The 22,880-nt window shown below is 48.3% G+C and carries 25 protein-coding genes; 16 read left to right on the forward strand and 9 right to left on the reverse strand.

What is annotated here, in order from left to right:
* Window positions 1-10: 10 nt before the first annotated feature.
* Window positions 11-1,102, forward strand: a complete 1,092-nt coding sequence (prfA, locus tag SHEWANA3_RS04040) for a peptide chain release factor 1 (RefSeq protein ID WP_011715925.1) — start codon at window positions 11-13, stop codon at window positions 1,100-1,102.
* A gap of 2 nt (window positions 1,103-1,104) precedes the next feature.
* A complete protein-coding gene (gene prmC / locus SHEWANA3_RS04045; RefSeq protein ID WP_011715926.1) occupies window positions 1,105-1,965 on the forward strand; it encodes a peptide chain release factor N(5)-glutamine methyltransferase in 861 nt (286 codons plus the stop codon).
* A gap of 145 nt (window positions 1,966-2,110) precedes the next feature.
* On the opposite strand, the gene SHEWANA3_RS04050 is transcribed toward prmC, so the two are convergent.
* The gene (locus SHEWANA3_RS04050) at window positions 2,111-2,524 is read right to left on the reverse strand and encodes a GNAT family N-acetyltransferase (RefSeq protein ID WP_011715927.1); all 414 of its coding nucleotides are present in this window, start codon (window positions 2,522-2,524) and stop codon (window positions 2,111-2,113) included.
* A gap of 118 nt (window positions 2,525-2,642) precedes the next feature.
* On the opposite strand from SHEWANA3_RS04050, the gene SHEWANA3_RS04055 reads away from it, so the two are divergent.
* From SHEWANA3_RS04055 to SHEWANA3_RS04080, 6 genes are all read left to right on the forward strand, one after another.
* Entirely contained in the window at window positions 2,643-3,038 is a 396-nt protein-coding gene (locus tag SHEWANA3_RS04055) for a SirB2 family protein (protein ID WP_011623908.1), read from the forward strand.
* On the forward strand, window positions 3,038-3,826 hold the full coding sequence (locus SHEWANA3_RS04060) for a tetratricopeptide repeat protein (protein WP_011715928.1): 789 nt from the start codon (window positions 3,038-3,040) through the stop codon (window positions 3,824-3,826). The genes SHEWANA3_RS04055 and SHEWANA3_RS04060 overlap by 1 nt, the downstream gene beginning before the upstream one ends.
* Window positions 3,827-3,970: 144 nt before the next feature.
* Window positions 3,971-5,218 carry a DUF819 family protein gene (locus tag SHEWANA3_RS04065; RefSeq protein ID WP_011715929.1) on the forward strand — a complete coding sequence of 416 codons (1,248 nt, stop codon included), beginning with the start codon at window positions 3,971-3,973 and terminating at the stop codon, window positions 5,216-5,218.
* A 57-nt stretch (window positions 5,219-5,275) separates the two neighbouring features.
* Window positions 5,276-6,124 carry a 3-deoxy-8-phosphooctulonate synthase gene (kdsA, locus tag SHEWANA3_RS04070; protein WP_011625269.1) on the forward strand — a complete coding sequence of 283 codons (849 nt, stop codon included), beginning with the start codon at window positions 5,276-5,278 and terminating at the stop codon, window positions 6,122-6,124.
* Window positions 6,125-6,287: 163 nt separating this feature from the next.
* Window positions 6,288-7,160: a DMT family transporter gene (locus tag SHEWANA3_RS04075; RefSeq protein WP_011715930.1), complete on the forward strand. Its 873-nt coding sequence runs from the start codon at window positions 6,288-6,290 to the stop codon at window positions 7,158-7,160.
* Window positions 7,161-7,334: 174 nt separating this feature from the next.
* Window positions 7,335-8,894, forward strand: coding sequence for an EAL domain-containing protein (locus tag SHEWANA3_RS04080; protein WP_011715931.1), 1,560 nt, complete (start codon window positions 7,335-7,337; stop codon window positions 8,892-8,894).
* 54 nt (window positions 8,895-8,948) lie between these two features.
* Here the strand turns inward: SHEWANA3_RS04080 and SHEWANA3_RS04085 are convergent, their stop codons facing one another.
* The 4 genes from SHEWANA3_RS04085 to SHEWANA3_RS04100 all read right to left on the reverse strand — a co-directional run bounded on the left by SHEWANA3_RS04085 (window position 8,949) and on the right by SHEWANA3_RS04100 (window position 12,325).
* Entirely contained in the window at window positions 8,949-10,349 is a 1,401-nt protein-coding gene (locus tag SHEWANA3_RS04085; RefSeq protein WP_011715932.1) for an ammonium transporter, read from the reverse strand.
* A complete protein-coding gene (locus tag SHEWANA3_RS04090; RefSeq protein WP_011625272.1) occupies window positions 10,346-10,684 on the reverse strand; it encodes a P-II family nitrogen regulator in 339 nt (112 codons plus the stop codon). Before SHEWANA3_RS04090 ends, SHEWANA3_RS04085 begins: the two co-directional genes overlap by 4 nt.
* Before the next feature lie 295 nt (window positions 10,685-10,979).
* A complete protein-coding gene (locus SHEWANA3_RS04095) occupies window positions 10,980-11,963 on the reverse strand; it encodes a 2-dehydropantoate 2-reductase (RefSeq protein ID WP_011715933.1) in 984 nt (327 codons plus the stop codon).
* Entirely contained in the window at window positions 11,963-12,325 is a 363-nt protein-coding gene (locus SHEWANA3_RS04100) for a VanZ family protein (protein ID WP_011623900.1), read from the reverse strand. The genes SHEWANA3_RS04095 and SHEWANA3_RS04100 overlap by 1 nt, the downstream gene beginning before the upstream one ends.
* A 162-nt stretch (window positions 12,326-12,487) precedes the next feature.
* Between SHEWANA3_RS04100 and SHEWANA3_RS04105 the strand changes: the two genes are divergently transcribed.
* Window positions 12,488-12,973 (forward strand): YajQ family cyclic di-GMP-binding protein, encoded by a 486-nt coding sequence (locus SHEWANA3_RS04105; protein WP_011715934.1) that lies wholly within the window; start codon window positions 12,488-12,490, stop codon window positions 12,971-12,973.
* Window positions 12,974-13,070: 97 nt separating this feature from the next.
* Here the strand turns inward: SHEWANA3_RS04105 and SHEWANA3_RS04110 are convergent, their stop codons facing one another.
* The 4 genes from SHEWANA3_RS04110 to SHEWANA3_RS04125 all read right to left on the reverse strand — a co-directional run bounded on the left by SHEWANA3_RS04110 (window position 13,071) and on the right by SHEWANA3_RS04125 (window position 16,191).
* A complete protein-coding gene (locus SHEWANA3_RS04110) occupies window positions 13,071-14,462 on the reverse strand; it encodes an MFS transporter (RefSeq protein WP_011715935.1) in 1,392 nt (463 codons plus the stop codon).
* A gap of 151 nt (window positions 14,463-14,613) precedes the next feature.
* Entirely contained in the window at window positions 14,614-14,934 is a 321-nt protein-coding gene (locus SHEWANA3_RS04115; RefSeq protein WP_011715936.1) for a hypothetical protein, read from the reverse strand.
* Between the two features lie 69 nt (window positions 14,935-15,003).
* Window positions 15,004-15,591, reverse strand: a complete 588-nt coding sequence (locus tag SHEWANA3_RS04120) for a peptidylprolyl isomerase (protein ID WP_011625277.1) — start codon at window positions 15,589-15,591, stop codon at window positions 15,004-15,006.
* Between the two features lie 33 nt (window positions 15,592-15,624).
* Window positions 15,625-16,191: a YajG family lipoprotein gene (locus SHEWANA3_RS04125; protein ID WP_041412552.1), complete on the reverse strand. Its 567-nt coding sequence runs from the start codon at window positions 16,189-16,191 to the stop codon at window positions 15,625-15,627.
* A 136-nt stretch (window positions 16,192-16,327) separates the two neighbouring features.
* Between SHEWANA3_RS04125 and SHEWANA3_RS04130 the strand changes: the two genes are divergently transcribed.
* From SHEWANA3_RS04130 to hpt, 7 genes are all read left to right on the forward strand, one after another.
* Window positions 16,328-16,891 (forward strand): porin family protein, encoded by a 564-nt coding sequence (locus tag SHEWANA3_RS04130; protein WP_041412553.1) that lies wholly within the window; start codon window positions 16,328-16,330, stop codon window positions 16,889-16,891.
* A gap of 268 nt (window positions 16,892-17,159) precedes the next feature.
* Window positions 17,160-18,191 carry a DUF2804 domain-containing protein gene (locus SHEWANA3_RS04135; protein WP_011715939.1) on the forward strand — a complete coding sequence of 344 codons (1,032 nt, stop codon included), beginning with the start codon at window positions 17,160-17,162 and terminating at the stop codon, window positions 18,189-18,191.
* A 52-nt stretch (window positions 18,192-18,243) separates the two neighbouring features.
* Complete coding sequence (locus tag SHEWANA3_RS04140) at window positions 18,244-19,107, forward strand: sterol desaturase family protein (RefSeq protein ID WP_011715940.1); 864 nt, start codon at window positions 18,244-18,246, stop codon at window positions 19,105-19,107.
* Window positions 19,108-19,305: 198 nt separating this feature from the next.
* Window positions 19,306-19,941 (forward strand): hypothetical protein, encoded by a 636-nt coding sequence (locus SHEWANA3_RS04145; RefSeq protein WP_011715941.1) that lies wholly within the window; start codon window positions 19,306-19,308, stop codon window positions 19,939-19,941.
* A 168-nt stretch (window positions 19,942-20,109) separates the two neighbouring features.
* Window positions 20,110-21,507, forward strand: coding sequence for a UDP-N-acetylmuramate:L-alanyl-gamma-D-glutamyl-meso-diaminopimelate ligase (mpl, locus tag SHEWANA3_RS04150; RefSeq protein WP_011715942.1), 1,398 nt, complete (start codon window positions 20,110-20,112; stop codon window positions 21,505-21,507).
* Window positions 21,508-21,509: 2 nt separating this feature from the next.
* Window positions 21,510-22,169 (forward strand): flavin prenyltransferase UbiX, encoded by a 660-nt coding sequence (locus SHEWANA3_RS04155; RefSeq protein ID WP_011715943.1) that lies wholly within the window; start codon window positions 21,510-21,512, stop codon window positions 22,167-22,169.
* 7 nt (window positions 22,170-22,176) lie between these two features.
* On the forward strand, window positions 22,177-22,707 hold the full coding sequence (gene hpt / locus SHEWANA3_RS04160; protein ID WP_011623888.1) for a hypoxanthine phosphoribosyltransferase: 531 nt from the start codon (window positions 22,177-22,179) through the stop codon (window positions 22,705-22,707).
* Window positions 22,708-22,880 lie beyond the last annotated feature (173 nt).

Here is a 22,880-nt window from a genome sequence, read left to right on the forward strand (position 1 = left end):
AGCGAGTTAAATGAAGGAATCCGTTATCCGCAAGCTGGAAGGCTTGCTCGAGCGCAATGAAGAAGTCTTAGCCTTGCTTGGTGATGCGTCCGTTATCGCCGATCAGGAGCGTTTTCGCGCGTTATCCAAAGAATATTCTCAGTTAGAAGAAGTGGTTGCAGGCTTTAAAGCCTACCAGCAAGCACAGGCGGATCTTGAGTCTGCAAAGGAAATGCTGGAAGAAGATGACGCTGAAATGCGCGAAATGGCGCAGGAAGAAATCAAGGCAGCTAAAGCTGAACTTGAACGTCTCGAAGCCGAGCTGCAAATTCTGTTATTACCAAAAGATCCTAACGACGACACCAACGCCTTTATCGAAATTCGTGCCGGTGCGGGTGGCGACGAAGCCGCAATCTTCGCGGGTGATCTGTTCCGTATGTATAGCCGTTATGCCGAAGCCAACCGTTGGCAGCTCGAAATCATGAGCTCGAACGAAGGCGAACACGGTGGCTTTAAAGAAATCATCGTTAAAGTCAGTGGTGAAGGTGCCTACGGTAAACTCAAGTTTGAATCCGGCGGTCACCGTGTTCAACGTGTGCCTGAAACTGAATCTCAAGGCCGTGTACACACCTCTGCCGTGACTGTGGTAGTCATGCACGAAGTGCCTGAGGCGGAAGCGATTTCAATCAACCCAGCCGATCTGAAGGTCGATACCTTCCGTTCATCGGGCGCGGGTGGTCAGCACGTTAACAAAACCGATTCTGCCATTCGTATTACCCACATTCCAACCGGGATTGTGGTGGAATGTCAGGATCAACGTTCACAGCATAAAAACCGTGCCCAAGCGATGAGCGTGTTAGCGGCGCGTATCCAAGCCGTTGAAGACGAAAAGCGCCGCAGCGCCGAAGAGTCGACTCGCCGTAGTCTGGTAGCCAGTGGCGACCGCTCCGAGCGTGTGCGTACCTATAACTTCCCACAGGGCCGCGTGAGTGAACACCGTATCAACTTAACCTTGTATCGCTTAAACGAAGTGATGGAAGGTGACTTAGATGCGATTTTAGGACCGCTGATGCAAGAGCATCAGGCCGACCTATTAGCCGCTCTGGCTGATGAGCAGGGGTAATTTTGGCTGATCAATCGAGTATCGCCGAGGCCCTGCAATGGGCCTATGTTCAGCTAGCGCCTACCTCTGAATCCGCCCATCTGGATGCAGAGGTTTTCCTGCTGTATTGCCTCAATAAAAACCGTGCATTTCTCTACACTTGGCCCGAAAAAGCCTTGACGGTGGAGCAGTGGAAACGTTTCCAGCAAATGGTGCAACGTCGCCAGCAGGGCGTACCCGTGGCACATATTGTGGGCGAGCGTGAGTTTTGGTCGCTGCCCTTTATCGTGAATGACACCACGTTAATCCCTCGCCCAGATACCGAAATCCTGGTTGAAACCGCCTTAAACTTGCCGCTTGAGAGCAATGCTAAGGTGCTGGATTTAGGAACTGGAACCGGTGCTATTGCGCTGGCGTTGGCTTCTGAGCGAGCGACTTGGCAAATCACCGCCGTCGATAAGGTGGAAGATGCAGTGGCATTGGCCAAAGCGAACCGGACTAACCTTAAGCTCGAGCAGGTGGAGATCCTCCAAAGTGACTGGTTTAGCGCTATCAAGGCCCACGACTTTGATTTAATTGTCTCAAATCCGCCTTACATCGATGAGGCCGATGAGCATTTACATCAAGGGGATGTGCGCTTCGAGCCGCAAAGTGCGCTCACCGCCGCCGATGAGGGTTTTGCCGATCTCTACTACATCGCAAAAACTGCTCGGGATTATCTGAAGCCCAACGGCTATATTCTGCTCGAACACGGATTTGAGCAGGCGGTAAAGCTCAGAGAAAAACTGACCGAGCTGGGTTATCAAAATGTCGCGACCGTGCGGGATTTTGGCAGCAACGACAGATGCACTATGGGTAAGTGGATGGGATTGATTGGAATTTAATATTTAATCCAATCCCGCAAAGCACAAAACAACGCCATTGGTTATTTATCAATGGCGTTTTTGTTTGTGTATTGGTTGAAATGGTTAGCTTTTGACAAACACCCGACTCAACATCTTCAAAATCAGCTCTAAGCTTAGGTTCAAGCTATAGCACTTTGACCATAAAGAATTTACTGCCGGTTTCGGGATAGGCTTGTTGTACCCATTGCACGCGATATCCGTGGCGCTCATAGAAAGGTTTGGCTTGAAAATCTAAGGTATCGAGCAGGACAAATTGGCAGCCACGTTGTTTGGCCTTGCTTTCGGCCTCGAGTAATAAGCGTGAGCCGATGTTTTGCTGGCGCAATGCGGCATCGACCCAAAGGTAATCAATTAATAGCCAATTACCAAAGGTTTTACCGCTTAAGCCCGCGAGCAAGTTACCGTCCTCATCCTGTAATTTTAATCCTAGGTTTTGACGCTTTAGCGTTTGCCAGTGCAGCTGATTAAATTCGACGATTTTTTGCTTTACCGCATCGGCAAATTCGGCGGATTCATCGTCAATTATCATTAAATTCATTGTGGTTTCCTACAAACTGAGGGACGGATTTTCGTCTGCGAATCTCGCGCGTTAGGCATTGGTCTGGCGTTATGATTAGGGTAAACTAGCGCCTTTGTCACTGGCCATAAGTATCACAATGGAAACTTTTTACAGTCTTTATCCTGCTGTTAAGCACCTGCATTTAACCTTAATTGCCGTGAGTGTGCTGTTTTTTGTCGTTCGTTTTGTGTTGCACTTACGTCAGTCAGCACTGATGGGCAAGAAAGTATTCAAAATCGCGCCCCATGTTATCGACACTTTTTTACTGCTGTCGGGCTTAACCCTGTGCTTTATGATCAAGCAATATCCCTTTGTGGACCCTTGGTTGACCGAAAAAATTGGCGCAGTGCTCGCGTATATTGCCTTGGGCGTAATTGCGATAAAAGCGAACAGAAACAAATTGTTCAAAGTTTTTGCCTTTTTAGGTGCATTAGGTTGGTTAGTTTACGCGGCCAAATTGGCGCATTTTAAACAAGCGGTATTATTGGGTTAATGGGTAAATACAATCTGCAAGATGGCATTTCTTTGCCCGAGTCGGCATTGGATGTAGGTGCTCACCTTGGATTTTCAAACCTCGAAGCGGCGAAATGGGCTTGGTTTGAATTGGCGGGAGCCGTATTAAGTCATTACCTGGTGGATCAACAGCAACGCTTAAATGCGTTGCTGCATTGGTTTTATCAGGACTTGGGTTTTAGTGTCCGCGACAATTACTTCAGTACCGAAGCGGCGGATTTAGGCACTTGTCTTATCACTAAACAGGGCAATAGCACCGCACTGGCGACGGTATTGATGCTACTGGCCAAGCAGCTCGATTTAGAGCTCGAAGCCTTACTCTTACCGGGTAATACCGTGCTTCGCAGTAACGTTGCTGGTGTTGTGCGTTATCACGATCCGCTGACGGGCAAAGAGTTGACGAAACATCAGCTCCATGTGTTAGTGCGTGGTGAGCTGGGTAACGCGGCTGAGCTTAAGCCAAGCTACTTAAAGGCGGCGTCGGTGAAGAAGCTGATTTCGCGCATGCTGCATGAGCTTAAGGCGGGGTGTATCGTGTCGCATCAATTTGAGGCGGCGATGGAATGTTGCAACTTGCTGCTACAGTGGCACCCTGATGATGTGCACTTAAATCGGGAGCGCGCCTTTATCGCCCAGCAACTGGGGTGTATCAATGTCGCGGCGGCCGATCTGCAACACTTTGTCGATAACAGCCCGCATGATCCTGTCATCGAAATCGTCAAAATGCAGCTCAAAGAGCTTAGCGAACACGCTGAAATCTATCACTAAATCTTAAAGGAGAGCCTAACAGGCTCTCCTTGTTTTTCAAAAAAACAACAATAAATGGGGCGAATGGGAAGTTTGCCCACTAACTGCAAACGGCAGTTTTTAGCATAAATACAATAACAACTGTACCAAACAGGGAGAATACACATGGCAAGCACGGCATTAGTCACCAATGACGCGGTGGCGCTGGGAATATTGGCAACGATTCTGGGATTTGTGTTTTATACCAGCAGTAGTAGTCATCCATTTTGGCAAAAGTTTTACCGTTTTATCCCAGCGTTATTACTCTGCTATTTCTTGCCATCGTTGTTGAATACCTTTGGTGTGATCGATGGTGGGACATCACAGCTTTACTATGTTGCCTCGCGCTACCTATTGCCCGCCTGTTTGGTGTTATTGATTTTAAGTGTGGATTTAAAAGCCATCTTAGGACTTGGGCCTAAGGCAGTGATCATGTTTTTAACTGGGACAGTCGGCATTGTGATTGGCGGGCCGATTGCACTGCTCGTGGTGTCCTTTATCGAGCCATCGTTGATTGGTGTCGATAGTCCTGATGCGGTGTGGCGTGGCATGACGACCCTTGCGGGCAGTTGGATTGGCGGCGGTGCGAACCAAGCCGCGATGAAAGAAATTTATGAAGTGGGCGGCAATATCTTCTCCGTGATGGTGACAGTCGATGTGATTGTGGCCAATATTTGGATGGCGGTATTGTTGTTTATGGCGTCAAAAGCCAAGGAAATCGATGCCAAAACAGGTGCGGATACCTCAGCAATTGAGACTTTAAAGAACAAGGTTGAACAGTATCACGCTGAAAATGCGCGTATTCCAAGCCTGCGTGATCTAATGCTGATTGTGGCTGTCGGATTTGGCATCACGGGCGTGGCCCATATTGCCGCCGATTTCCTCGGTCCTTATTTTGAGGCCAACTATCCTTGGACTGAGGATTACAGTTTAACCTCTAAGTTCTTCTGGTTAGTGGTGATTGTGACCACCATAGGTTTAGCTATGTCCTTTAGCCCTATGCGCCATTTAGAGGCGGCGGGGGCTTCTAAGGTGGCGTCGGCGTTCTTGTATATTTTGGTGGCGACCATTGGTTTACATATGGATGTAAGCAAGGTGCTTGATACACCGCTATATTTTTTAGTGGGCATTATTTGGATGATAGTGCACGCTGGCTTTATGTTATTGATTGCTAAGTTAATTAAGGCTCCATTGTTTTATATGGCCGTGGGCAGTCAGGCAAACGTGGGGGGAGCTGCATCGGCGCCCGTTGTGGCAGCGGCGTTCCACCCAGCTTTAGCCCCTGTAGGGGTATTGTTAGCCGTATTTGGTTATGCGCTAGGCACTTATATGGCGTGGCTCTGCGGTCAGTTACTGCAAGCCGTCGCGGTATAGTTGCCTTAGCTCCTGTTCAGCGCTGGTAAGGTTCCAGCATTTTAGAGAGAAGTTGCGATGAGTAATAAAATCATAAACCTAGGTTCAATCGAGATCGCTAACGATAAACCTTTCGTGTTGTTTGGTGGCATGAACGTGCTTGAGTCTCGCGATCTCGCTATGTCGATTGCTGAAACCTATGCCGAAGTGACGCAAAAACTGGGTATTCCCTATGTTTTCAAGGCGTCGTTCGACAAGGCTAACCGCTCTTCTGTTAACTCTTACCGTGGTCCTGGCATGGAAGAAGGCTTAAAGATTTTTGAAGAAATCAAAAAGACCTTCAATCTGCCATTGATCACCGATGTGCATGAGACTTACCAATGTGCGCCTGTCGCTGAAGTGGTTGATATTATTCAGCTGCCTGCTTTCTTAGCGCGCCAAACAGACCTCGTTGTCGCCATGGCGAAAACGGGCGCTATCATCAACGTGAAAAAGCCGCAGTTTTTAGCGCCACACGAAATGCGCCATATCATCACTAAGTTTAACGAAGCGGGTAACGATGAGATTATCCTGTGTGAACGTGGTTCATGCTTCGGTTACAACAACCTAGTGGTTGATATGCTGGGTATGGATGAGATGAAGCAATCCGGTTATCCGGTGATTTTCGACGCCACCCACGCATTACAACGTCCTGGTGGTCGTGCCGATTCGGCGGGCGGCCGTCGTGCTCAAGCGACTGAATTAGCCCGTAGTGGCATGGCGTTAGGCTTAGCGGGTCTGTTTATTGAGGCTCACCCAGATCCAGATAACGCTAAATGTGATGGCCCATGTGCGCTGCCACTGCATCAGTTAGAAAACTATCTGAAACAGATGAAGGCGATTGATGATTTAGTGAAATCCTTCGACCCGATAGATACCAGCAAGTAAGCTTGGTTTAACCTTATCAACTAAAAAGCCCCGAATCGTTCGGGGCTTTTTATTGGGTGAAATTTTCTCCATAGCGATATCAAAACCTTGTGTTTATGATGTTGGCTCTAATTAGCGCATAACCCATGTCAGAGTGCAGTCTGGCAGTTACAGGATGGCTCGGATGTGGATTTTCTTTACCTTATTAGCCGCATTTATGCAGGCGTGGCGCAATGCCTTTCAAAGCCAACTGAGTAAAGAGGTTAAGGTGGCGGGTGTCACCTTAGCGCGGTTTATTTGGGCAGGCCCGATTGCGGCCTTGTATCTTGGGCTGTTATATCTTTGGGACAATGTGGAATTACCGCATTTTACGGCGGAGTTTATCGGCTTTATTGTCGGCGCCTCCATGATGCAGATCCTCGCGACTGGCTTGATGGTTAAGTTGTTTCAACAACAAAATTTTGCCATCGGTGCCGGGCTTGCCAAGAGTGAGGCCATCGTCGCCGCGATATTAGGCACCTTCTTTTTTGGCACCCATTTATCGTTACTCGGTTGGATTGGGGTGATTTTAGGTGGCTTTGCCGTGTTTTTACTGAGCGCCAAGCAAGGGCTTAGGCAGCTGTCCTTAAGCACTGTGCTCCTCGGTATTGCTAGCGGCAGTGCCTTTGCACTGACCTCTTTATGGGTGAGGGAAGCAAGCCTAAGGCTAAATGTCGGCTTTCCCCATAGCGCCGCTTGGGTATTGCTTTTGGTGATATGTCTACAAACCTTAGTGTTAGTCGGTTATTTAGTCTTGAAGGATAAAGCCACTCTCAGCGCTTTAATTCAACGTCCTAAGTTAACCTTGCTGACGAGCAGCGCCAGTTGCTTTGGCTCCATTGGTTGGTTTAGTGCTATGTCTTTGCAGGCCGTGCCCTATGTTAAAACCCTAGGCCAAGTGGAAATCTTCTTTATGATGTTGATTTCCGCATTCTGGCTTAAGGAAAAAGTGAAAATAAAAGAGCTGCTTGGCCTCGTCTTGATCGCGCTCGCGGCAATACTCGTGATGTGGGAATAAGGCTCATTATTGACCGTGTTTGCTATCAATGAGATTAGTCATAAAGGCTTATATTTTTAATTATCAAAAACATAGCTCACAGAAATGTCCTATAGTTTATGCCTCACTCTCTTTATCTATGCTAAATATCCTTGATGCAAAAATTAACAATTTACTCGAAAGGGATTTGTTACTATGCCAAACCGTTCAAATCTTATCCAAACGTCGATGCGTAACTTTGCCTCTCTCTTCGAATTACTCCTAAAAAAGTGGTTGTTCTTACTGCTGTTACCCGTCGTATTAGCTTTTGTTTTTAGCTATTTTATCGCAGTTTATCTGGCACATAACAAGGCGACTGAGATTGGCGAGTTCAACCTAGAGCGTTTAGAGGCCATCTTAAAACTGTCCGATCAGATAGGTGAATATGCCATGAACCTAACCGAAGAGGATTGTGGCAAGTTAACTGAATACATGCGTTTTCGGCCTTATTTTCGGGGCGTGTTACTTTTCAATGACAAGTCATTTTACTGCTCCTCGACAACCGGGGACCTCAATTTACCCCTAAATACTCTGCTGCCAGTTGATAGACTCAAAGATGGTTCGCAACATATAGTGCCGGAAACGCCAGCGCGGCCAGGCGTGCCAGCCATTATCACCACTTTTAAGAATGAACAAACGCAATACGGCGCGGTTGTGGTATTCGAAGGCCAATACCTGATTGATAGCTTTATTCAACCCGATGTATTTCCCCGCGCGGTAAAAACCGTTGTCTTAGGTTTGCATGGTGCGACCTTGCCAGCGGCGCCACAGTTTAGCGGTAATGAAGTGATTACTGTGTTTGCTGGGGATAAATTTGAGGTCCACCAAGATTTCGTTATCCTGCTGGAGATCTCTAAGGCGCTGTTTTGGCACTTTTATTGGATTGCCTTTGGCCTGTTATTACCGTTGATTTTCACCTTGTTCGTTTTATCTAGCCTACTGTTCTGGAAGCGTAATGGGCGTCATTCGCTAGCCGATGACATAAAAAGTGGTATCGAGAACCAAGAGTTTTTCTTGGTCTACCAACCTGTTGTAAGTAGTGAAGACGGTAAGGCCAAAGGTGTCGAGGCGTTAGTGCGTTGGCAGCATCCGCAAATGGGCTTAGTTCGTCCCGATTTGTTTATTCCCATCGCCGAAGAAAGCCAATTAATCGTGCCGTTGACCAATTATATTTTTGAACGCGCCTTGGCGGATTTTAGGCAATTGCAGTTAACCTCGGATTTCAGGATTGGCTTTAACGTGGCGCCCGAGCATTTTATCCAAAGCGATATCGAGGCTAAGTTTCGTTACCTTAGGGATGCGTTTGCCGAAATCGGCGTGCAGCCGCTAATCGAAATCACCGAGCGGCAACTATTAACGGTGGATATGTGTGAGCGAATTGCAGCGCTGCGTGAGCTGGGCATTCTCGTGGCGATTGATGATTTCGGCACAGGGCAAACAACCTTGTCGCTGCTGCAAACCTTTACGCTGGATTACCTTAAAATCGATAAATGCTTTATCGATACCATAGGCCAAGATTCGGTGACCTCCCATGTGCTCGATACCATCATCGAACTCTGTCATAAGATGAATTATGTGGCCGTGGCCGAAGGCGTGGAGACCCAAGAGCAGGCGGACTATTTAATCAGTCGTGATGTGCATTTTTTGCAGGGCTATTTATACGCTAAGCCGATGAAATTAAATGAACTGGAACTGTGGCTTAAGGAGCATAACTAGTTAATAACCGTCAGGGCAGATATGCCCCTGACGGTCAGTTTTGCGAGGCGAGTATTAGAGGCTGTAGCCTGTTTCTTCATGTTCGGAAAGATCGAGGCCATTCACTTCCTGTTCGGTACTGACACGAAGTCCGCCGAGGATTTTGCCAATGACCACAAACAACAACCAAGACACCAGGGCGGTGTAACTCAAGGTGGCAATAACCCCAATGGCCTGCGCTCCGAGTTGGTCGAGCATAGTGGGGTTAACACTGGCAAAGCCATAACCGCTGAAGATCCCAAGCTGAGTCGAACTAAATACCCCCGCCAGTAAAGTGCCGAGAATACCGCCGACACCATGCACTGGGAACACATCGAGTGAGTCGTCAATCTTAAGCTTTTGTTTAATATAAACAGTTGAAAAAAAGCAAACCACGCCGCCAAGAAAACCTATCACTAATGCGCCAGCTGGGCCGACATAACCCGATGCGGGCGTGATAGTGCCAAGGCCTGCCACCATGCCAGTGACGATACCGAGTGCACTGGCCTTACCGAATTTATACCACTCGATACCCGCCCAAGTAATGGCGCCCATCGACGCGGCTAAATGGGTCGCGAGAATCGCCATGGCCGCAGTGCCATTGGCGCCTAAAGCGCTGCCGCCATTAAAGCCAAACCAGCCTACCCACAGCATGCCCGCGCCTGTCACTGTCATGGTCAAGTTATGGGGCATAATGGCCGAGTTTAAAAATCCCTTACGCGGCCCTAATACTTTTGCCGCCACCAGTGCCGCCACCCCAGCGGTAATGTGTACGACTGTACCGCCAGCAAAGTCATACAATCCAAGCTCGGCCAACCAGCCACCGCCCCACACCCAGTGCGTGATAGGTGCATAGACTAACAGCAACCAAGCGCTTGAAAACATCAGTACGGCGGAGAACCTCATCCGCTCGGCAAAGCCACCGATGATCAGCGCTGGCGTGATAATCGCGAAGGTCATCTGGAAAAGCATAAACAGAGGTTCAGGAATATCCCCACTGACACTATCGCGACCAATGCTGGCTAGAAAAGCTTTGCCAAGCCCGCCGATAAAACCGTTGCCGGTATCGAAGGCGATGGAGTAACCCACCACAAACCACAGTACAGAGGCGATAGCAGCGATAGAAAAACACTGCATTAAAATCGAGAGTACGTTTTTACTGCGCACCAGACCGCCGTAAAACAGCGCCAGTCCAGGGAGTGTCATCAATAAGACGAGGGCGGATGAGCTTAAAATCCATGCGGTGTTGGCGCCGCTGAGCTGCGCCTCATCGGCCAAAACCGAGCCCGCAAAGCCGCTGGTGAGCAGAGCCAATAATGCCTGATAACCCAATTTTGAATAACGGGCGTTTGGCTGAGCGAACTTAGCGTGCTGGCCGTTTGGAATATTCGTGCTGCGCTCTAGCTTAGCGTTAAGTGCGGCTGTCTGTTGGCTCATATCGCATCACTCCCTTCTTCCGAGGTGCGCACGCGGATCACTTGTTCGAGTGGGGTGACGAATATCTTTCCGTCACCGACTTTACCCGTGTGAGCGGCGGCAACAATCGCTTCGATGACCGCATCTTCTTGCTCGGAATGGATGGCGATTTCAAGCTTCATTTTGGGGAGAAAGTCGACCGCATATTCGGCGCCGCGATACAGCTCTGTATGTCCCTTCTGGCGACCAAAGCCGCGTACTTCGGTCACTGTCATACCTTGGATACCAAGTTGCGTCAGCGCTTCACGTACATCATCAATTTTAAAGGGTTTAATAATAGCGGTGATGAGTTTCAACTTTATTCTCCAACGAACTTCAGACGTAAGTTAGGTGAACAAAGCAGGAATCAGGCCATAACAATAATGTTTTTATTATCATTATGTTAACAATGTGGCGCACTCAAATAGACAGCGTTTTTGCCGCAAAACAGTGCAAAAACAGGTGATTACGCCCCGATTTGGTGCGCTGTGATGGTGCATTTAGTATCAAAATGCCAATTCGAGTGCATTTAAAAATGCTGGAATATCGCCGAGTTTTATTTGGCTCGGTTGGATATGGGTAAATCCATTTAAAATCAATTGAGTATATTGATTAAGCTTGTGGTGTTATTGCCGACAACTGTTTAATGGCTTGGCACATTTGGGCATTGGTTGCTGCACTTAAACCGTGCGCGCTGGCGCGGTCGCAAATATAACCATTAATTTGTTCAATCTCGGTTGGCCTATGGTGTGCTACATCTTGGTGCATCGACGAGAAATTCGCGGCCGTGAGTTCAATCACCCGGTACGCGCGCTCTTCAAGCATTTGTCTATCCAGTGCTATGCCATCGTGGGCGGCCACCTCGACCAGCTCATCTAAGATACTGGTTATGGTCTGGGTAAATTGCGCCTGAGCCAATGTGCCATTGGGACATTGATGCAGGGCAGTCAGGGGATTAATTGCAGCGTTTACCGCGAGCTTTTGCCAAAGACTAGGGATTATTGCCTCAACCCATTCACTGTTGGGGATAGCGTTGAGCAGCCCGTCACGCAGTGCTTGCGGTAATGCGGGGCCGATAAAGTGGCCAAACTGGGTTAAGCCTTGGCCAGTTTGTTTGATTTGCCAGCGGGACTGGCGCATCACGCCTTGGGAGGTAGTACCAAGGCTTAAGCCACGACCCTGTAATTTGGGCGCCAGTGCCAAGTGTGGACCCATGCCATTATGCAGTAACAGGATATGACACTGGGGCGAGAGTTTGTCGAGTAAAGGGCTAATGGCATCAATGACTTGATAAGCCTTAACGCACACAATTAGCAGCCTGATCTGCAGTAAGCTTGTGCCGTCTAGACTAAATGTTGGCACTCGGTATGACACTGAGTCGGTATCAGCATCCGTTGATGGCAGAGGGCAAAACACGAGGTCTTGCCAATCCGTCGCCTCAGAGGTGGATGCAGAGGTCTCACGCGCTATCAAGCCTACGGCTAACCCCGTCGAATGCAGTTGATGACAAATCAATTGTCCCACGGCGCCAGCACCTAAAATCGCGATATCGGTGACTTGAGACTCTACAGTCGATGACGCACCTTGGCCGAACATTATTCTTCCTTGAGTTGGGCGGCGCTAAAGTATTTTCGATAGGCCCAAAGACAGAAGTAAAACAAAGCGATACCCGCAAAGTCCGCTAACACGTCGCCCACAGAGGCGCTGCGGTAGGGTAAACGCGATTGCACTAGCTCAATCAAAATCGCGTATGCGGCAAGCACCAGCGAGAGCCAATACCACTTGGGGCGAAAGGCGAGAAAGGTCAGATAAGAGAGGCAGAAGAAGCTCCCAAGATGTCCTACCTTATCGATATTGGGGATACTTTGCGAATAGGTTGGTCTGGAAAACACCAGATAACTGATCACGACAAAGGCTACGGCTAAAGCCAATTTGAATAGGGTGTTTTTAGTTATCACAAATACAATTTGATTATCTTAGTGTGACGCCATAATAGGAAAATGTGCCGCCAAAGTCATCCATAACCCGAGTTTTATCTTGCTTGGGTAAAGTTAACCTTCAACTTGGGGGAGGGAGTCGGTAAACTATGGGCATTTACAATCACCTAAGGGGCGGCAACTATGCCTTCATTTGATATTGTGTCTGAAGTGGATGAGGTTGAATTACGTAACGCGGTCGAAAACTCCCGCCGTGAACTCAGCAGCCGATTCGATTTTCGTGGTAAAGAGGCCAGCATCGAATATAAAGATCATGTGGTGACTCTCACCGCGGAAGATGATTTCCAATGCAAACAGTTGGTCGATATTCTGCGTACCCAATTGAGCAAACGTAATGTTGAGCCTTCGACTATGGATGTCGACGAAAAGTCGGTTCACAGCGGCAAGACCTTCTCCCTGAAAGTGCGCTTTAAGCAGGGGATCGAGACGGATATTGCCAAGAAAATCGTTAAGATGGTCAAAGATAGCAAGATTAAAGTGCAATCTCAGATCCAAGGCGACACAGTGCGTGTGACGGGTAAAGCCCGCGATGATTTACAAGCTGTTATGGCGTTAGTGCGTCAAGCGGATCTGGGTCAGCCTTTCCAGTTCAATAACTTCCGCGATTAATCGCAAGGCCTAGCCAGCATTTGATTCACCTCGAGTCAGTTTGCTGATAGACACTTAAAAGCCCCTTGCTATCAAAGGCGAGGGGCTTTTTTATTACTTAGGATTCGGCGTCGCCCTTGCTGTTATGGGGTACGTATTTATTCACTAAATGAATAAGCAGCAACACGGGAAAACCAATTACACTGGCGGCGACAAAGAAGTTCACATAGCCATAGGCATCAACATAGGCGCCCGAGAAGCCAGCAATAAATTTTGGGAAGAGCAACATAATTGAGGAGAGCAGTGCATATTGGGTCGCGCTATAGCCGCTGCTGGTGAGGCTCGAGAGATAAGCGATAAAGGCTGCGGTGGCAATACCGGCACTAAAGTTATCGACCGAGATCGCAAAGGTTAAAAATTGGACGTTGTAACCAATCATCGCCTGCCAGGCAAACAGTAGATTGGTTACGGCGACCAAGAGGGCGCCAAGGAATAAAATCTTCATGGTGCCGAAGCGGGCTAAAAGGATACCGCCGAAGGCGGCGCCAACTAAGGTCATGATAAGACCGTAGATCTTACTCAGATAAGCAATTTCTTCTTTGCTAAATCCCATGTCCACGTAGAACACGTTGGCCATAATCCCCATCACAATATCCGAAATGCGATAGCAGGAAATCAGCAATAAAATCAAAATGGCGCTGCGACCATAGCGTTTAAAAAAGTCGATAAAGGGCAGTATGCTGGCGGTATAAATCCATGAGAGGCTCGCCGCAAGCAGCTTGGGGTAACGCTCGCTCAAGCGTTGTTTTACCGCTAATTCGGTCTCATCGGCGGCGCGGGTATCGACCTGTGGCTCGCGGCTAAAAAGCGTTGTTAACACCCCGACAAACATCAGTCCTGCCATCACCAAATAGGAAGTTTGCCAAGCGAGCAGATTATATTCGGTATTGCCTGGCTCAACCCAAGCGGCGATGCTCAAGGCTCCAGCCGTCGCCACAATCATGGCGCTGCGATAACCCACCTGATAGGCGGCGGCAAGTGCGGCCTGCATTTTTTCGGGGGCTGATTCGATACGAAAGGCGTCAATCACAATATCTTGGGTGGCGGATGCAAAGGCGACCATGAGGGCAAATACGGCCAAACGTTCGAGATCTTGGAGTGGGTCGCTAAAGGACATGCCCAAAATGGCGCCAACTAACAACAGCTGGGCGAACAGCATCCAACTGCGCCGACGGCCTAAAAAGCGCGTCAGTATGGGCAGTGATAATCTGTCCACTAAGGGTGACCAAGCCCATTTGAAGGCATAAGCCAGCGCTATCCAACTGAAATACCCGATAGAAGTGCGGTCGACTCCCGCTTCCCGTAGCCAAAAAGACAAAGTTGAAAAGACCAGCATTAATGGCAGGCCGGCAGAAAAGCCGAGTAACAGCAGAATCAACACGCGCTTATGGTAGTAAACGCTGAAGAATTCTAAGATGCGTCGATTTAAACCGATTACGAACATAAGCATGGGCCGAGGAGTCGAATCCGCCTAGCTTACGGGGAAGATGCGGTGGGATTCAAGGATTAATGCGCATCCTTTTGATGCTCGCTGGGTTTCTGTCCGAAAGGGCTGAAAATAAAAAAGACCCAGCAAGCTGAGTCTTTAGCGAGTGTATTGCTCAAGGTCGAACACCAATGCACCCCGAGGGCATTTGGCCTCCCAAACTAAGGAAGTCACAGCACGCATGCAACTGCTGACACAGGTACTGATTGCCACGGATCATCCAGTCTGGCCACTTGTTAAAGCTATGGAGCAAATGCCAAAACACGGTTTCTGTTTCTGTTTGCGCTTCACTACTTGGAATGAGTAATTGCCATTCCTCGAGTGTGTCCCAAAGATAGAGCTGGACTTCATGGAAATCGAGCTCGTCACTCAAAAATGCTTTGCCATACATAGCAAGCTGGGGCGCTTTATTATCGATAAATTCTTCAATCGTCACCCTTGCCTCCTTTCTGTTGCCTTTTGAGTATAGACAGAGGATTAGGGCTTTTGCTCAAATTTTTTTCGATTATTTTTTCGGCAGTAATTTAGCTGTTTTCAATATGATAGGTGTCACTGGCACATCGGGCCAATTGAGTTTTGCATTGGTCGTGGTCTCGACCACGGCCATGGCTTCCAGCACTTGTTTGCCCTCAATCACTTCACCAAATACCGCATAACCCCAACGACGTTTGGATGGATCCAGCTTAGTGTTATCCGCCACGTTGAAGTAAAACTGGCGGGTAGCCGAATGAGGATCATTGTCGCGCGCCATCGCAATAGTGCCCATGCTGTTGGATAAGCCGTTGCCAGACTCGTTAACGATAGGCTTACCCGCGGGTAACTCTTCTAACTGTGGGTTTAGTCCGCCACCTTGAACGACAAAGTCACTGATAATACGATGGAAAATCGTGTTGTTGTACTCGCCTTTGACCACATAGGTCAGGAAGTTATCGACGGTAATCGGTGCGCGGGTTCTATCGAGTTCGACCACAATCTTACCTAGGCTGGTATCAAACTCGACTTGGGGATACAAGGTATCGGGTTGAATGTCGATTGCCGCCCAGCTGCTATAGCTGGCACACAGAACTAAGAGTGCAGATATCCAACGAAACATTATGATTTCCTTATTAATTATCGATTAGCACTATTATTGTTGCAGGAACTGGTTTAACTCAGGGTCATTCAAAATTTCCCCTGTGAGTTGGCCGAGTAACTTGTTCATATCCAGCTCTAGAGTGGCAAAGTCTGGCGTTAATGGGCCTTTTAAAGTGCCCTTGGCTTTATAGCGTTTGACCAATTCTTGACTGGAATTACGGGCTTGCACGGCAATCAGCACGCTGTGTTTGGCCTCATAACCGAAGGTCTTTTTGGTGACATCCATTTGCAGCTCTTCTAACTGAACTTGCACTGAGTTGGTCGCGCTTGGGTCAATCTGGTAGCCCGCTTGGGTAAAACCGTTACGGAAAACTTCATCGAGCAATAATTTAGGTGGCTCACTCGGGCCGACGAGGCGAGTCTTAGTGCCTTCTTCGATAAAACGCGCCACGTACTCAACGTTACGGGTATCAATGGTATCCAATGAGATCTGTACGGGTCTGGTGGTCTGTTGGCTAATATCGGGAACCTGTGGGCTAAATGCCATATGAGTTGGATTTTGGCTCGCGCAGCCCACGAAGAGCAGGGGGAAAGTCAGCGTCAATAATAACTTTTTCATGGGGGATCTCATGCAAGTAAAAAGTGGCTACAGCATACCAGAAATCCCCCCCGTTACCACAATGCACTCGGGTTCAGTACCGATACAGGTGCAAAGGTTATGATGTGCCTACATCTGGATACTGAATTTAAACAATATGAAATACTTAACAATTAATACTTGGCTGTTGTCGTTCGCACTGTTGGCTGGGGCTGTCGTGGGCAAGGCGAATGCTGGCGATTCTCCCCATGTGTTGGGGGGCAGCTTAGGCTATGGCACTCAAGAATTTGAAACGAAGAGCGGCAAATATGATGCGGGCGATACCTTCACCAGCGACTTGTATTATCGCTATATGCTTAACGACAACTTTGGCGTTGAAGCAGGGTATTTAACGGGTTCTGGTGGTGTGGCAAGTGCGCTCGTTAGTACATTCAGCGAGATAAAAGATTTACGCTTCCAAGGTGTTAGAGCTACCGCCTACGGCGAATATGCGCTCTCCCGCGGTAATAGTCTGTACGCCAAACTCGGCGCGGCTTACACCCAAGTGAGTTATGAGATGGATAAGCAAGAGATGGATTCGGACGATGTGGGCTTTTACGGCGCGGTCGGTTGGCAATATCGTTTTCGCTCGGGCTTTGGGCTAAACCTTGAATACCAATATGTGCCAATGAAAGAGCTCGAGCTACAAGGGGTAAACTTTGGCATGAGTTATCGTTTCTAACGACTTAGGTTTGCGGAATTAGGTTTGCGGAATCAGGTTTACTTAGTCATTCACTATCATTTAGTGGAGCAGTCTGTGTCGATTAAGCGCCTTCGTGCGCTTTTTTATGATCCGCAGGTGGGATTAAACCGAATTCCTGTCGGCAACAAAATCACAACAATTTGAGCTTGCACTCTTTTAATGCAATGGGCGACAGGTTAGAGTAAAAATTCAACATTAAATAAGAGAGCATAAATGCTCCTTCGACTGCACAAGTAAAGGCGAGTTTATGTCTAGGATTATTACCCAAATCGCCCCCGACAGTTTAATCAATGCCAAAGGTCAGCCACATTTCGGCCATTTCGATGGCATAGTCGGTAGCTTAGGTTTAGCGGATTTTGCCTATTTCGATACCATGGACAAGCCCGCATCGGCCTGGGCAAAACGGTTCGATTTTAAGCAGTTCCAGTTTATTTCGATTATCACGCCGCGCTACATCATTGGCATCGCACTGGCGGATATTGCCTATCTGGGGAGTGGTTTCTGTTATTTATATGACATTAAAAATAACAGGTTAACTCAACAGGACTGGCTAAAACCCTTTGGGATTGGCTACCGGATGACGCCTTCACCCGCCAACGGGGTTGCCGTAATCGGCGGTAAAGGCGCTAGCGTGACCTTTAAGATCCAAGAGGGTAATTGGCATTTAGTCATTGATACTAAAAGCATTCAAGCCGATTTAACCCTGCATGCCTTACCCTTAAGTTTACCTATGGCCATGTGTAGTCCCACGGGATACAACGGCTGGACCTATACCCAAAAACACAATGGCTTATCGGTCAAAGGACAACTCACCATAGACCATGAACCGCAACCATTGAATTTTGCCCTCGCAGGTTATGATTTTTCCGCGGGCTTTATGCGCCGAGATACCAGCTGGCGCTGGGCATCCATCAATACCCAAATTGATGAAGGGGTGATTGGATTAAATCTTGCTGCGGGCGTTAATGAAACCGGTGCCAATGAAAACGTGTTTTGGATCAATGGCGAGCGCCATTTACTCGGACCTGTGCAATTTGAGTTTGACCGTCATGGTCAGCAGGGCACAGATCTCTGGCGTATTCATAGTCACGATGGCCGCGTCGATTTAGAGTTTACGGCGCGAAATTGCCGCAGTGAGAAACGCAATTTTATCTTGCTGAAGAGTAATTTCCGTCAATATCTGGGGCTTTTTAGCGGTTTTATCATCGACAATCAGGGACGTAAATTCCAGCTCAACAATGTGTTGGGATTGACCGAGGACCATTACGCTCGTTGGTAGACTATGGGCTGATTTACGCTTTAATACAATAATAACAATAGGATAAAGGTATATGGATATCGCCGCGTTAATCAATCACCCCGAGGTGTTGCTGCTGGTATTGGCTCCGCTATTTTTTGTCTGCATTTTGCTGGAATGGTATTTCGGCGACAGAAGACAAAAACTACCAGTGAGTGCCCGTTATCACACCAAGGAAGTGCTGTGTAATTTTAGTCTTGCCGCCATGCATCAAGGGGTGGATATCCTCGCGGGTTTGCTGATTGCTAAGTTGTATCTAGCGGTATTTGGTTGGAAATTATTCGATATTCAAATGGGGCCACTCAGCTTTGTGCTGCTGATGATTGCCCAAGATTTTTGCTATTACTGGTTCCATCGTGCGAGCCATAGAGTGCGTTGGATGTGGGCGGCCCATGTGGTACACCATAGCTCGGAGAATATGAATTTTAGCACTGCGTTTCGCCAGAGTTTGATGTATCCCTTTGCTGGTATGTGGGTGTTTTGGTTGCCGCTGGTGATCTTAGGCTTCGACCCTAATTGGGTGGTTTTTGTGGTACTGCTGAACTTAGGATTGCAGTTTTTTGTGCATACCCAAGCGGTGAAAAAACTAGGCCCATTAGAATGGCTGTTTAATACGCCATCACATCACAGAGTGCACCATGGGCGTAATCCACAATATATTGATAAAAATTATGCTGGTATTTTAATCATCTGGGACAAACTATTTGGTACCTTTGTACCCGAAGAGGAAACAGTGATTTACGGGATCACTAAACCCGTCAACAGTTTTAATCCACTTAAAGTGACCTTTAGCGAATGGCGCGATATGTTCAGCGAGGTGACGACGCGGGGGCTGACATTCTCGGAGCGATGTAAAATCCTCTTCGCCCCTCCTGCAAGCCAGCAAAAGGATGAATGATTTAGCTCAATACGCGAGCAGTAGCCACTCAACGAGTGGTTCGCTCTTCATTAAATAGTGCAAATGGCTAATAGGAGTCAGAGCTTAGCCTTGCTAGCCTACTTTTCTTTTTTTGCAAATTTACAGATGAAAAAATGTACAGCACCATGCTTTGGTGGTAATTTTTTGTACAAGGGATTCATCTGAGTAGGTTGCAGTATGGTCGATGAGCCGCATTTAACCTTAGAGGAATTGGCTTGTTTTAGAGAGCTATTTTCTCCTAATCGCATAACCCATAACGCCGAGGATGCTTATCCTGAGCCCTTGGTTAACCATGTATTAACGGTCAAAACCGATGTGCCGCAGGCGCTGGCTTTGCTATTGGGTAAGGCCAAGTTAACCCTGCTGGCCGAGGTCGGCCCCTATAAACTCTGGTTTCCCTTAGAGATGCGCCTCGATGATTTTGGTCAATTGCAGCCTACTCTTGGGGTGCCTGAAGTGTTTGACGCGACTGGCGCGGAGCGAAGTTGGCGTTTGACTCAGCCAGAAGATGTGTGGATCTTCGACCAAGATCGGGGTGAACAGTGGTCTGTGGTGTCTTTGTCGAGTTCTGGTATGGCGATCCGTGCTAAATCACCACAACAGTTTGAGCGCTTAGTCGATAGTCAAGAACTGCAATTACAGTTGCCCGATGGTGAAACCATGCGGGTTAAAATCGAGCCTATTCGCCATGAAGAGGGACTGGCGATTGTCAGGTTTCAGGCCGAAGCCGAAGAGCGAGAAGCCCTGCGTCAGTTCCTCTTTAATCGTCACCGCAGTCAATATCCAAAGCTCTATGCCAGCTTGCGCGGATAAGTGAGCTGAGTGGCACAATTCTGTTAGCTAAACTTCACTCAATTGTAAAAATCCCTTTCTCTATCAGTATCTTTGCCAAACAAGTGGCTTTTCCGAGATCCTAACCTGCCAATCTGCGGTGCTATGGATTAGAATAGCCTTGAATTCAAAAACATCAGAGCGAGCGGTATGCACGTACATATTTTAGGAATTTGTGGAACCTTCATGGGTGGTCTAGCACTCTTGGCTAGGGCAAAAGGGCACAGAGTGACAGGCTCGGATGCCAACGTCTATCCACCGATGAGTACGCAGCTTGAAGAGCAAGGTATTGAACTCATTCAAGGTTTTGACCAAAGCCAGTTAGGTGAAGCGGGCAGTTATCCCGATCTTGTGGTGATTGGTAATGCCATGAGCCGAGGTAATCCTTGCGTCGAAGCGGTATTAAACCTTGGGATCCCTTACACTTCTGGACCACAGTTTTTAGCCGATCATATTCTGCCTGAGCGTTGGGTGTTAGCCGTGTCTGGTACCCATGGAAAGACCTCCACCTCAAGCATGCTGGCGTGGATCTTAGAGGATTGTGGTTATCAACCCGGTTTCTTGATTGGCGGCGTGCCGCAAAACTTTGGCGTGTCGGCCCGTTTAGGGGAGTCGGCGTTTTTTGTGGTCGAAGCCGATGAGTACGACAGCGCCTTCTTCGATAAGCGTTCTAAATTTGTGCATTATCATCCCCGTACGCTGGTGATCAATAACCTCGAGTTTGACCATGCCGATATTTTTGCCGATTTAGCGGCGATCCAAAAACAGTTCCATCATCTGATCCGAACCGTGCCAGGGCAAGGCAAAGTGATTTGGCCTGCCGATTCCCACGCGGTTAAGCAAACCATTGATATGGGCTGCTGGAGCGAGCAAGAGACGTTCCACACCGCTGAGGTGACTAAGGGCTGGCATGCTAAGGCTTTAAGTGATGATTGCCATGAGTTTGAAGTGTTCTTCGACGGCGAATCCCAAGGTGTGCTCGAATGGGCGCTGATTGGTCAGCACAATATTGAAAACGCGCTAATGGCCATCGCGGCCGCGCGCCATGTTGGGGTTAAACCGAGTGCTGCTATCGCGGCATTAACCCGCTTTGTACCGCCGAAACGTCGTCTAGAGCTGTTGGGTACTGTTCACGGTGTGAGCGTATACGATGATTTTGCTCACCATCCAACGGCGATTGCGACCACCATTAAGGGCATGCGTGCCAAGGTCGGTCAAAGCAAAATCACTATCGTATTAGAGCCACGCTCAAACACCATGAAGAGTGGGGTGCACAAAGACACGCTGGCTCATTCCATGCTGCAAGCGGACGAAGCCTTTTTATATCAAGCCGATACTATCGATTGGAATATGAAAGAGGCGATGGAAGCGGCGGTGATCCCTGTGACTGTTCTGCATCAAATTGATGATGTTGTGGCTAAAGTCTCTGCTTCGGCAAAAGTGGGTGACACTATCGTGGTGATGAGTAACGGCGGCTTTGGTGGCTTACATAAGAAACTGTTGGCGGCGCTCGAAGTCAGCCCACAGTTTGTTCAGCAGGCGGACTAAATATGGCCTACGCCAAATCTGAGAAAGCCATTAGCTTAGCCTGGACGGGGGCCTCGGGCGCGCCCTATGGCTTGAAATTATTAGAATGTTTATTAGCCTCGGGCTATCAAGTATTTTTAATGATCTCGAGCGCCGCCCGTGTGGTGCTGGCCACTGAGCATGGCTTGCAGCTCAGTGCGAACAGCGATAAAGCCAAGGCACAACTGCTCGAGGTGCTGGCACAGAAACAGATAACCTTATCTGGCGAGTTAGTGGTATTAGGCAAAGATGAGTGGTTTTCGCCGCCAGCATCCGGCAGTGCTGCACCCAAACAAATGGTGATTTGCCCTTGTTCGACGGGGACACTGGCAGCTGTTGCCACTGGCATGAGCAATAATTTGCTCGAACGGGCGGCGGACGTGGTATTAAAAGAGCGCGGTCAGCTGATCCTAGTTCCGCGTGAAACTCCATTTAATGCCATACACTTAGAGCATATGTTAACTCTGTCGCGCTTAGGTGCCACTATTATGCCTGCGGCGCCGGGCTTTTATCATAATCCCAAATCCGTAGAAGATCTGGTAGACTTCATGGTCGCTCGAATCCTCGATCATTTGGGCGTTGACCATGCATTAACGAGTCGCTGGGGCTATGACAAACACTCCCCCAATGACATCGACAATTGAGACTGATATGAAACACACCACCGAAGTGATGATCTCCGCCGAAGAGATCAGCCAAAAATTGGATCAAATGGCCGAGCAAATCAATGCCCACTATGCCAACAGCGAGCGTTTGCTGATGGTGGGATTGTTAAAAGGTTCAGTCGTATTTATGGCTGATCTGTGCCGCCGTATTAAAGGCCACGTTGAAATCGATTTTATGTCGGTTTCGAGTTATGGCAATGCCATGACCAGCTCACGGGATGTGAAAGTGCTGAAGGATGTGCAATCGGATATCGCGGGCCGCGACGTGCTGATTGTCGAAGACTTAATTGACTCGGGCAACACTTTAAACAAAGTGCGCGAAATGCTGTTATTGCGTGAGCCAAAGAGCTTAGCCCTGTGCACTCTGTTGGATAAACCCGAACGCCGTGAAGTGGATGTTAAAGTCGACTTTATCGGTTTTACGATCCCAGACGAGTTTATTGTGGGTTACGGCATCGATTATGCGGAGCAATACCGCAACTTGCCTTATATCGCCAAAGTGGTGCCGCTCGAATAAGCCCGATGCGTTATGACTCAAACTCCCGCCTAGGCGGGAGTTTTGTTTTGTGCCGAAAGTTGGCTACGCAAATGTTGTTTGGGGTCACGTATCCGCGTTTGGTGATCCATTAGTTATTTTTAATAAATTAATCTGTATTGATTCAATCAACTAGAGTCATACTTCGTTTTTAT

Source organism: Shewanella sp. ANA-3 (genome assembly GCF_000203935.1).
Classification (GTDB): Bacteria; Pseudomonadota; Gammaproteobacteria; order Enterobacterales; family Shewanellaceae; genus Shewanella.

Bases quoted from the DNA above. Each gene is read 5' to 3' on its own strand.
- SHEWANA3_RS04105 (WP_011715934.1), top strand. From the start codon at position 12,488: ATGCCTTCATTTGATATTGTGTCTGAAGTGGATGAGGTTGAATTACGT.
- SHEWANA3_RS04125 (WP_041412552.1), bottom strand. From the start codon at position 16,191: ATGAAAAAGTTATTATTGACGCTGACTTTCCCCCTGCTCTTCGTGGGC.
- SHEWANA3_RS04075 (WP_011715930.1), top strand. From the start codon at position 6,288: ATGTGGATTTTCTTTACCTTATTAGCCGCATTTATGCAGGCGTGGCGC.
- SHEWANA3_RS04085 (WP_011715932.1), bottom strand. From the start codon at position 10,349: ATGAGCCAACAGACAGCCGCACTTAACGCTAAGCTAGAGCGCAGCACG.
- SHEWANA3_RS04050 (WP_011715927.1), bottom strand. From the start codon at position 2,524: ATGAATTTAATGATAATTGACGATGAATCCGCCGAATTTGCCGATGCG.
- SHEWANA3_RS04055 (WP_011623908.1), top strand. From the start codon at position 2,643: ATGGAAACTTTTTACAGTCTTTATCCTGCTGTTAAGCACCTGCATTTA.
- SHEWANA3_RS04095 (WP_011715933.1), bottom strand. From the start codon at position 11,963: ATGTTCGGCCAAGGTGCGTCATCGACTGTAGAGTCTCAAGTCACCGAT.
- SHEWANA3_RS04145 (WP_011715941.1), top strand. From the start codon at position 19,306: ATGGTCGATGAGCCGCATTTAACCTTAGAGGAATTGGCTTGTTTTAGA.
- mpl (WP_011715942.1), top strand. From the start codon at position 20,110: ATGCACGTACATATTTTAGGAATTTGTGGAACCTTCATGGGTGGTCTA.
- kdsA (WP_011625269.1), top strand. From the start codon at position 5,276: ATGAGTAATAAAATCATAAACCTAGGTTCAATCGAGATCGCTAACGAT.
- SHEWANA3_RS04080 (WP_011715931.1), top strand. From the start codon at position 7,335: ATGCCAAACCGTTCAAATCTTATCCAAACGTCGATGCGTAACTTTGCC.
- SHEWANA3_RS04135 (WP_011715939.1), top strand. From the start codon at position 17,160: ATGTCTAGGATTATTACCCAAATCGCCCCCGACAGTTTAATCAATGCC.
- SHEWANA3_RS04110 (WP_011715935.1), bottom strand. From the start codon at position 14,462: ATGCTTATGTTCGTAATCGGTTTAAATCGACGCATCTTAGAATTCTTC.
- SHEWANA3_RS04140 (WP_011715940.1), top strand. From the start codon at position 18,244: ATGGATATCGCCGCGTTAATCAATCACCCCGAGGTGTTGCTGCTGGTA.
- hpt (WP_011623888.1), top strand. From the start codon at position 22,177: ATGAAACACACCACCGAAGTGATGATCTCCGCCGAAGAGATCAGCCAA.
- prfA (WP_011715925.1), top strand. From the start codon at position 11: ATGAAGGAATCCGTTATCCGCAAGCTGGAAGGCTTGCTCGAGCGCAAT.
- SHEWANA3_RS04065 (WP_011715929.1), top strand. From the start codon at position 3,971: ATGGCAAGCACGGCATTAGTCACCAATGACGCGGTGGCGCTGGGAATA.
- SHEWANA3_RS04155 (WP_011715943.1), top strand. From the start codon at position 21,510: ATGGCCTACGCCAAATCTGAGAAAGCCATTAGCTTAGCCTGGACGGGG.
- SHEWANA3_RS04130 (WP_041412553.1), top strand. From the start codon at position 16,328: ATGAAATACTTAACAATTAATACTTGGCTGTTGTCGTTCGCACTGTTG.
- SHEWANA3_RS04060 (WP_011715928.1), top strand. From the start codon at position 3,038: ATGGGTAAATACAATCTGCAAGATGGCATTTCTTTGCCCGAGTCGGCA.
- SHEWANA3_RS04120 (WP_011625277.1), bottom strand. From the start codon at position 15,591: ATGTTTCGTTGGATATCTGCACTCTTAGTTCTGTGTGCCAGCTATAGC.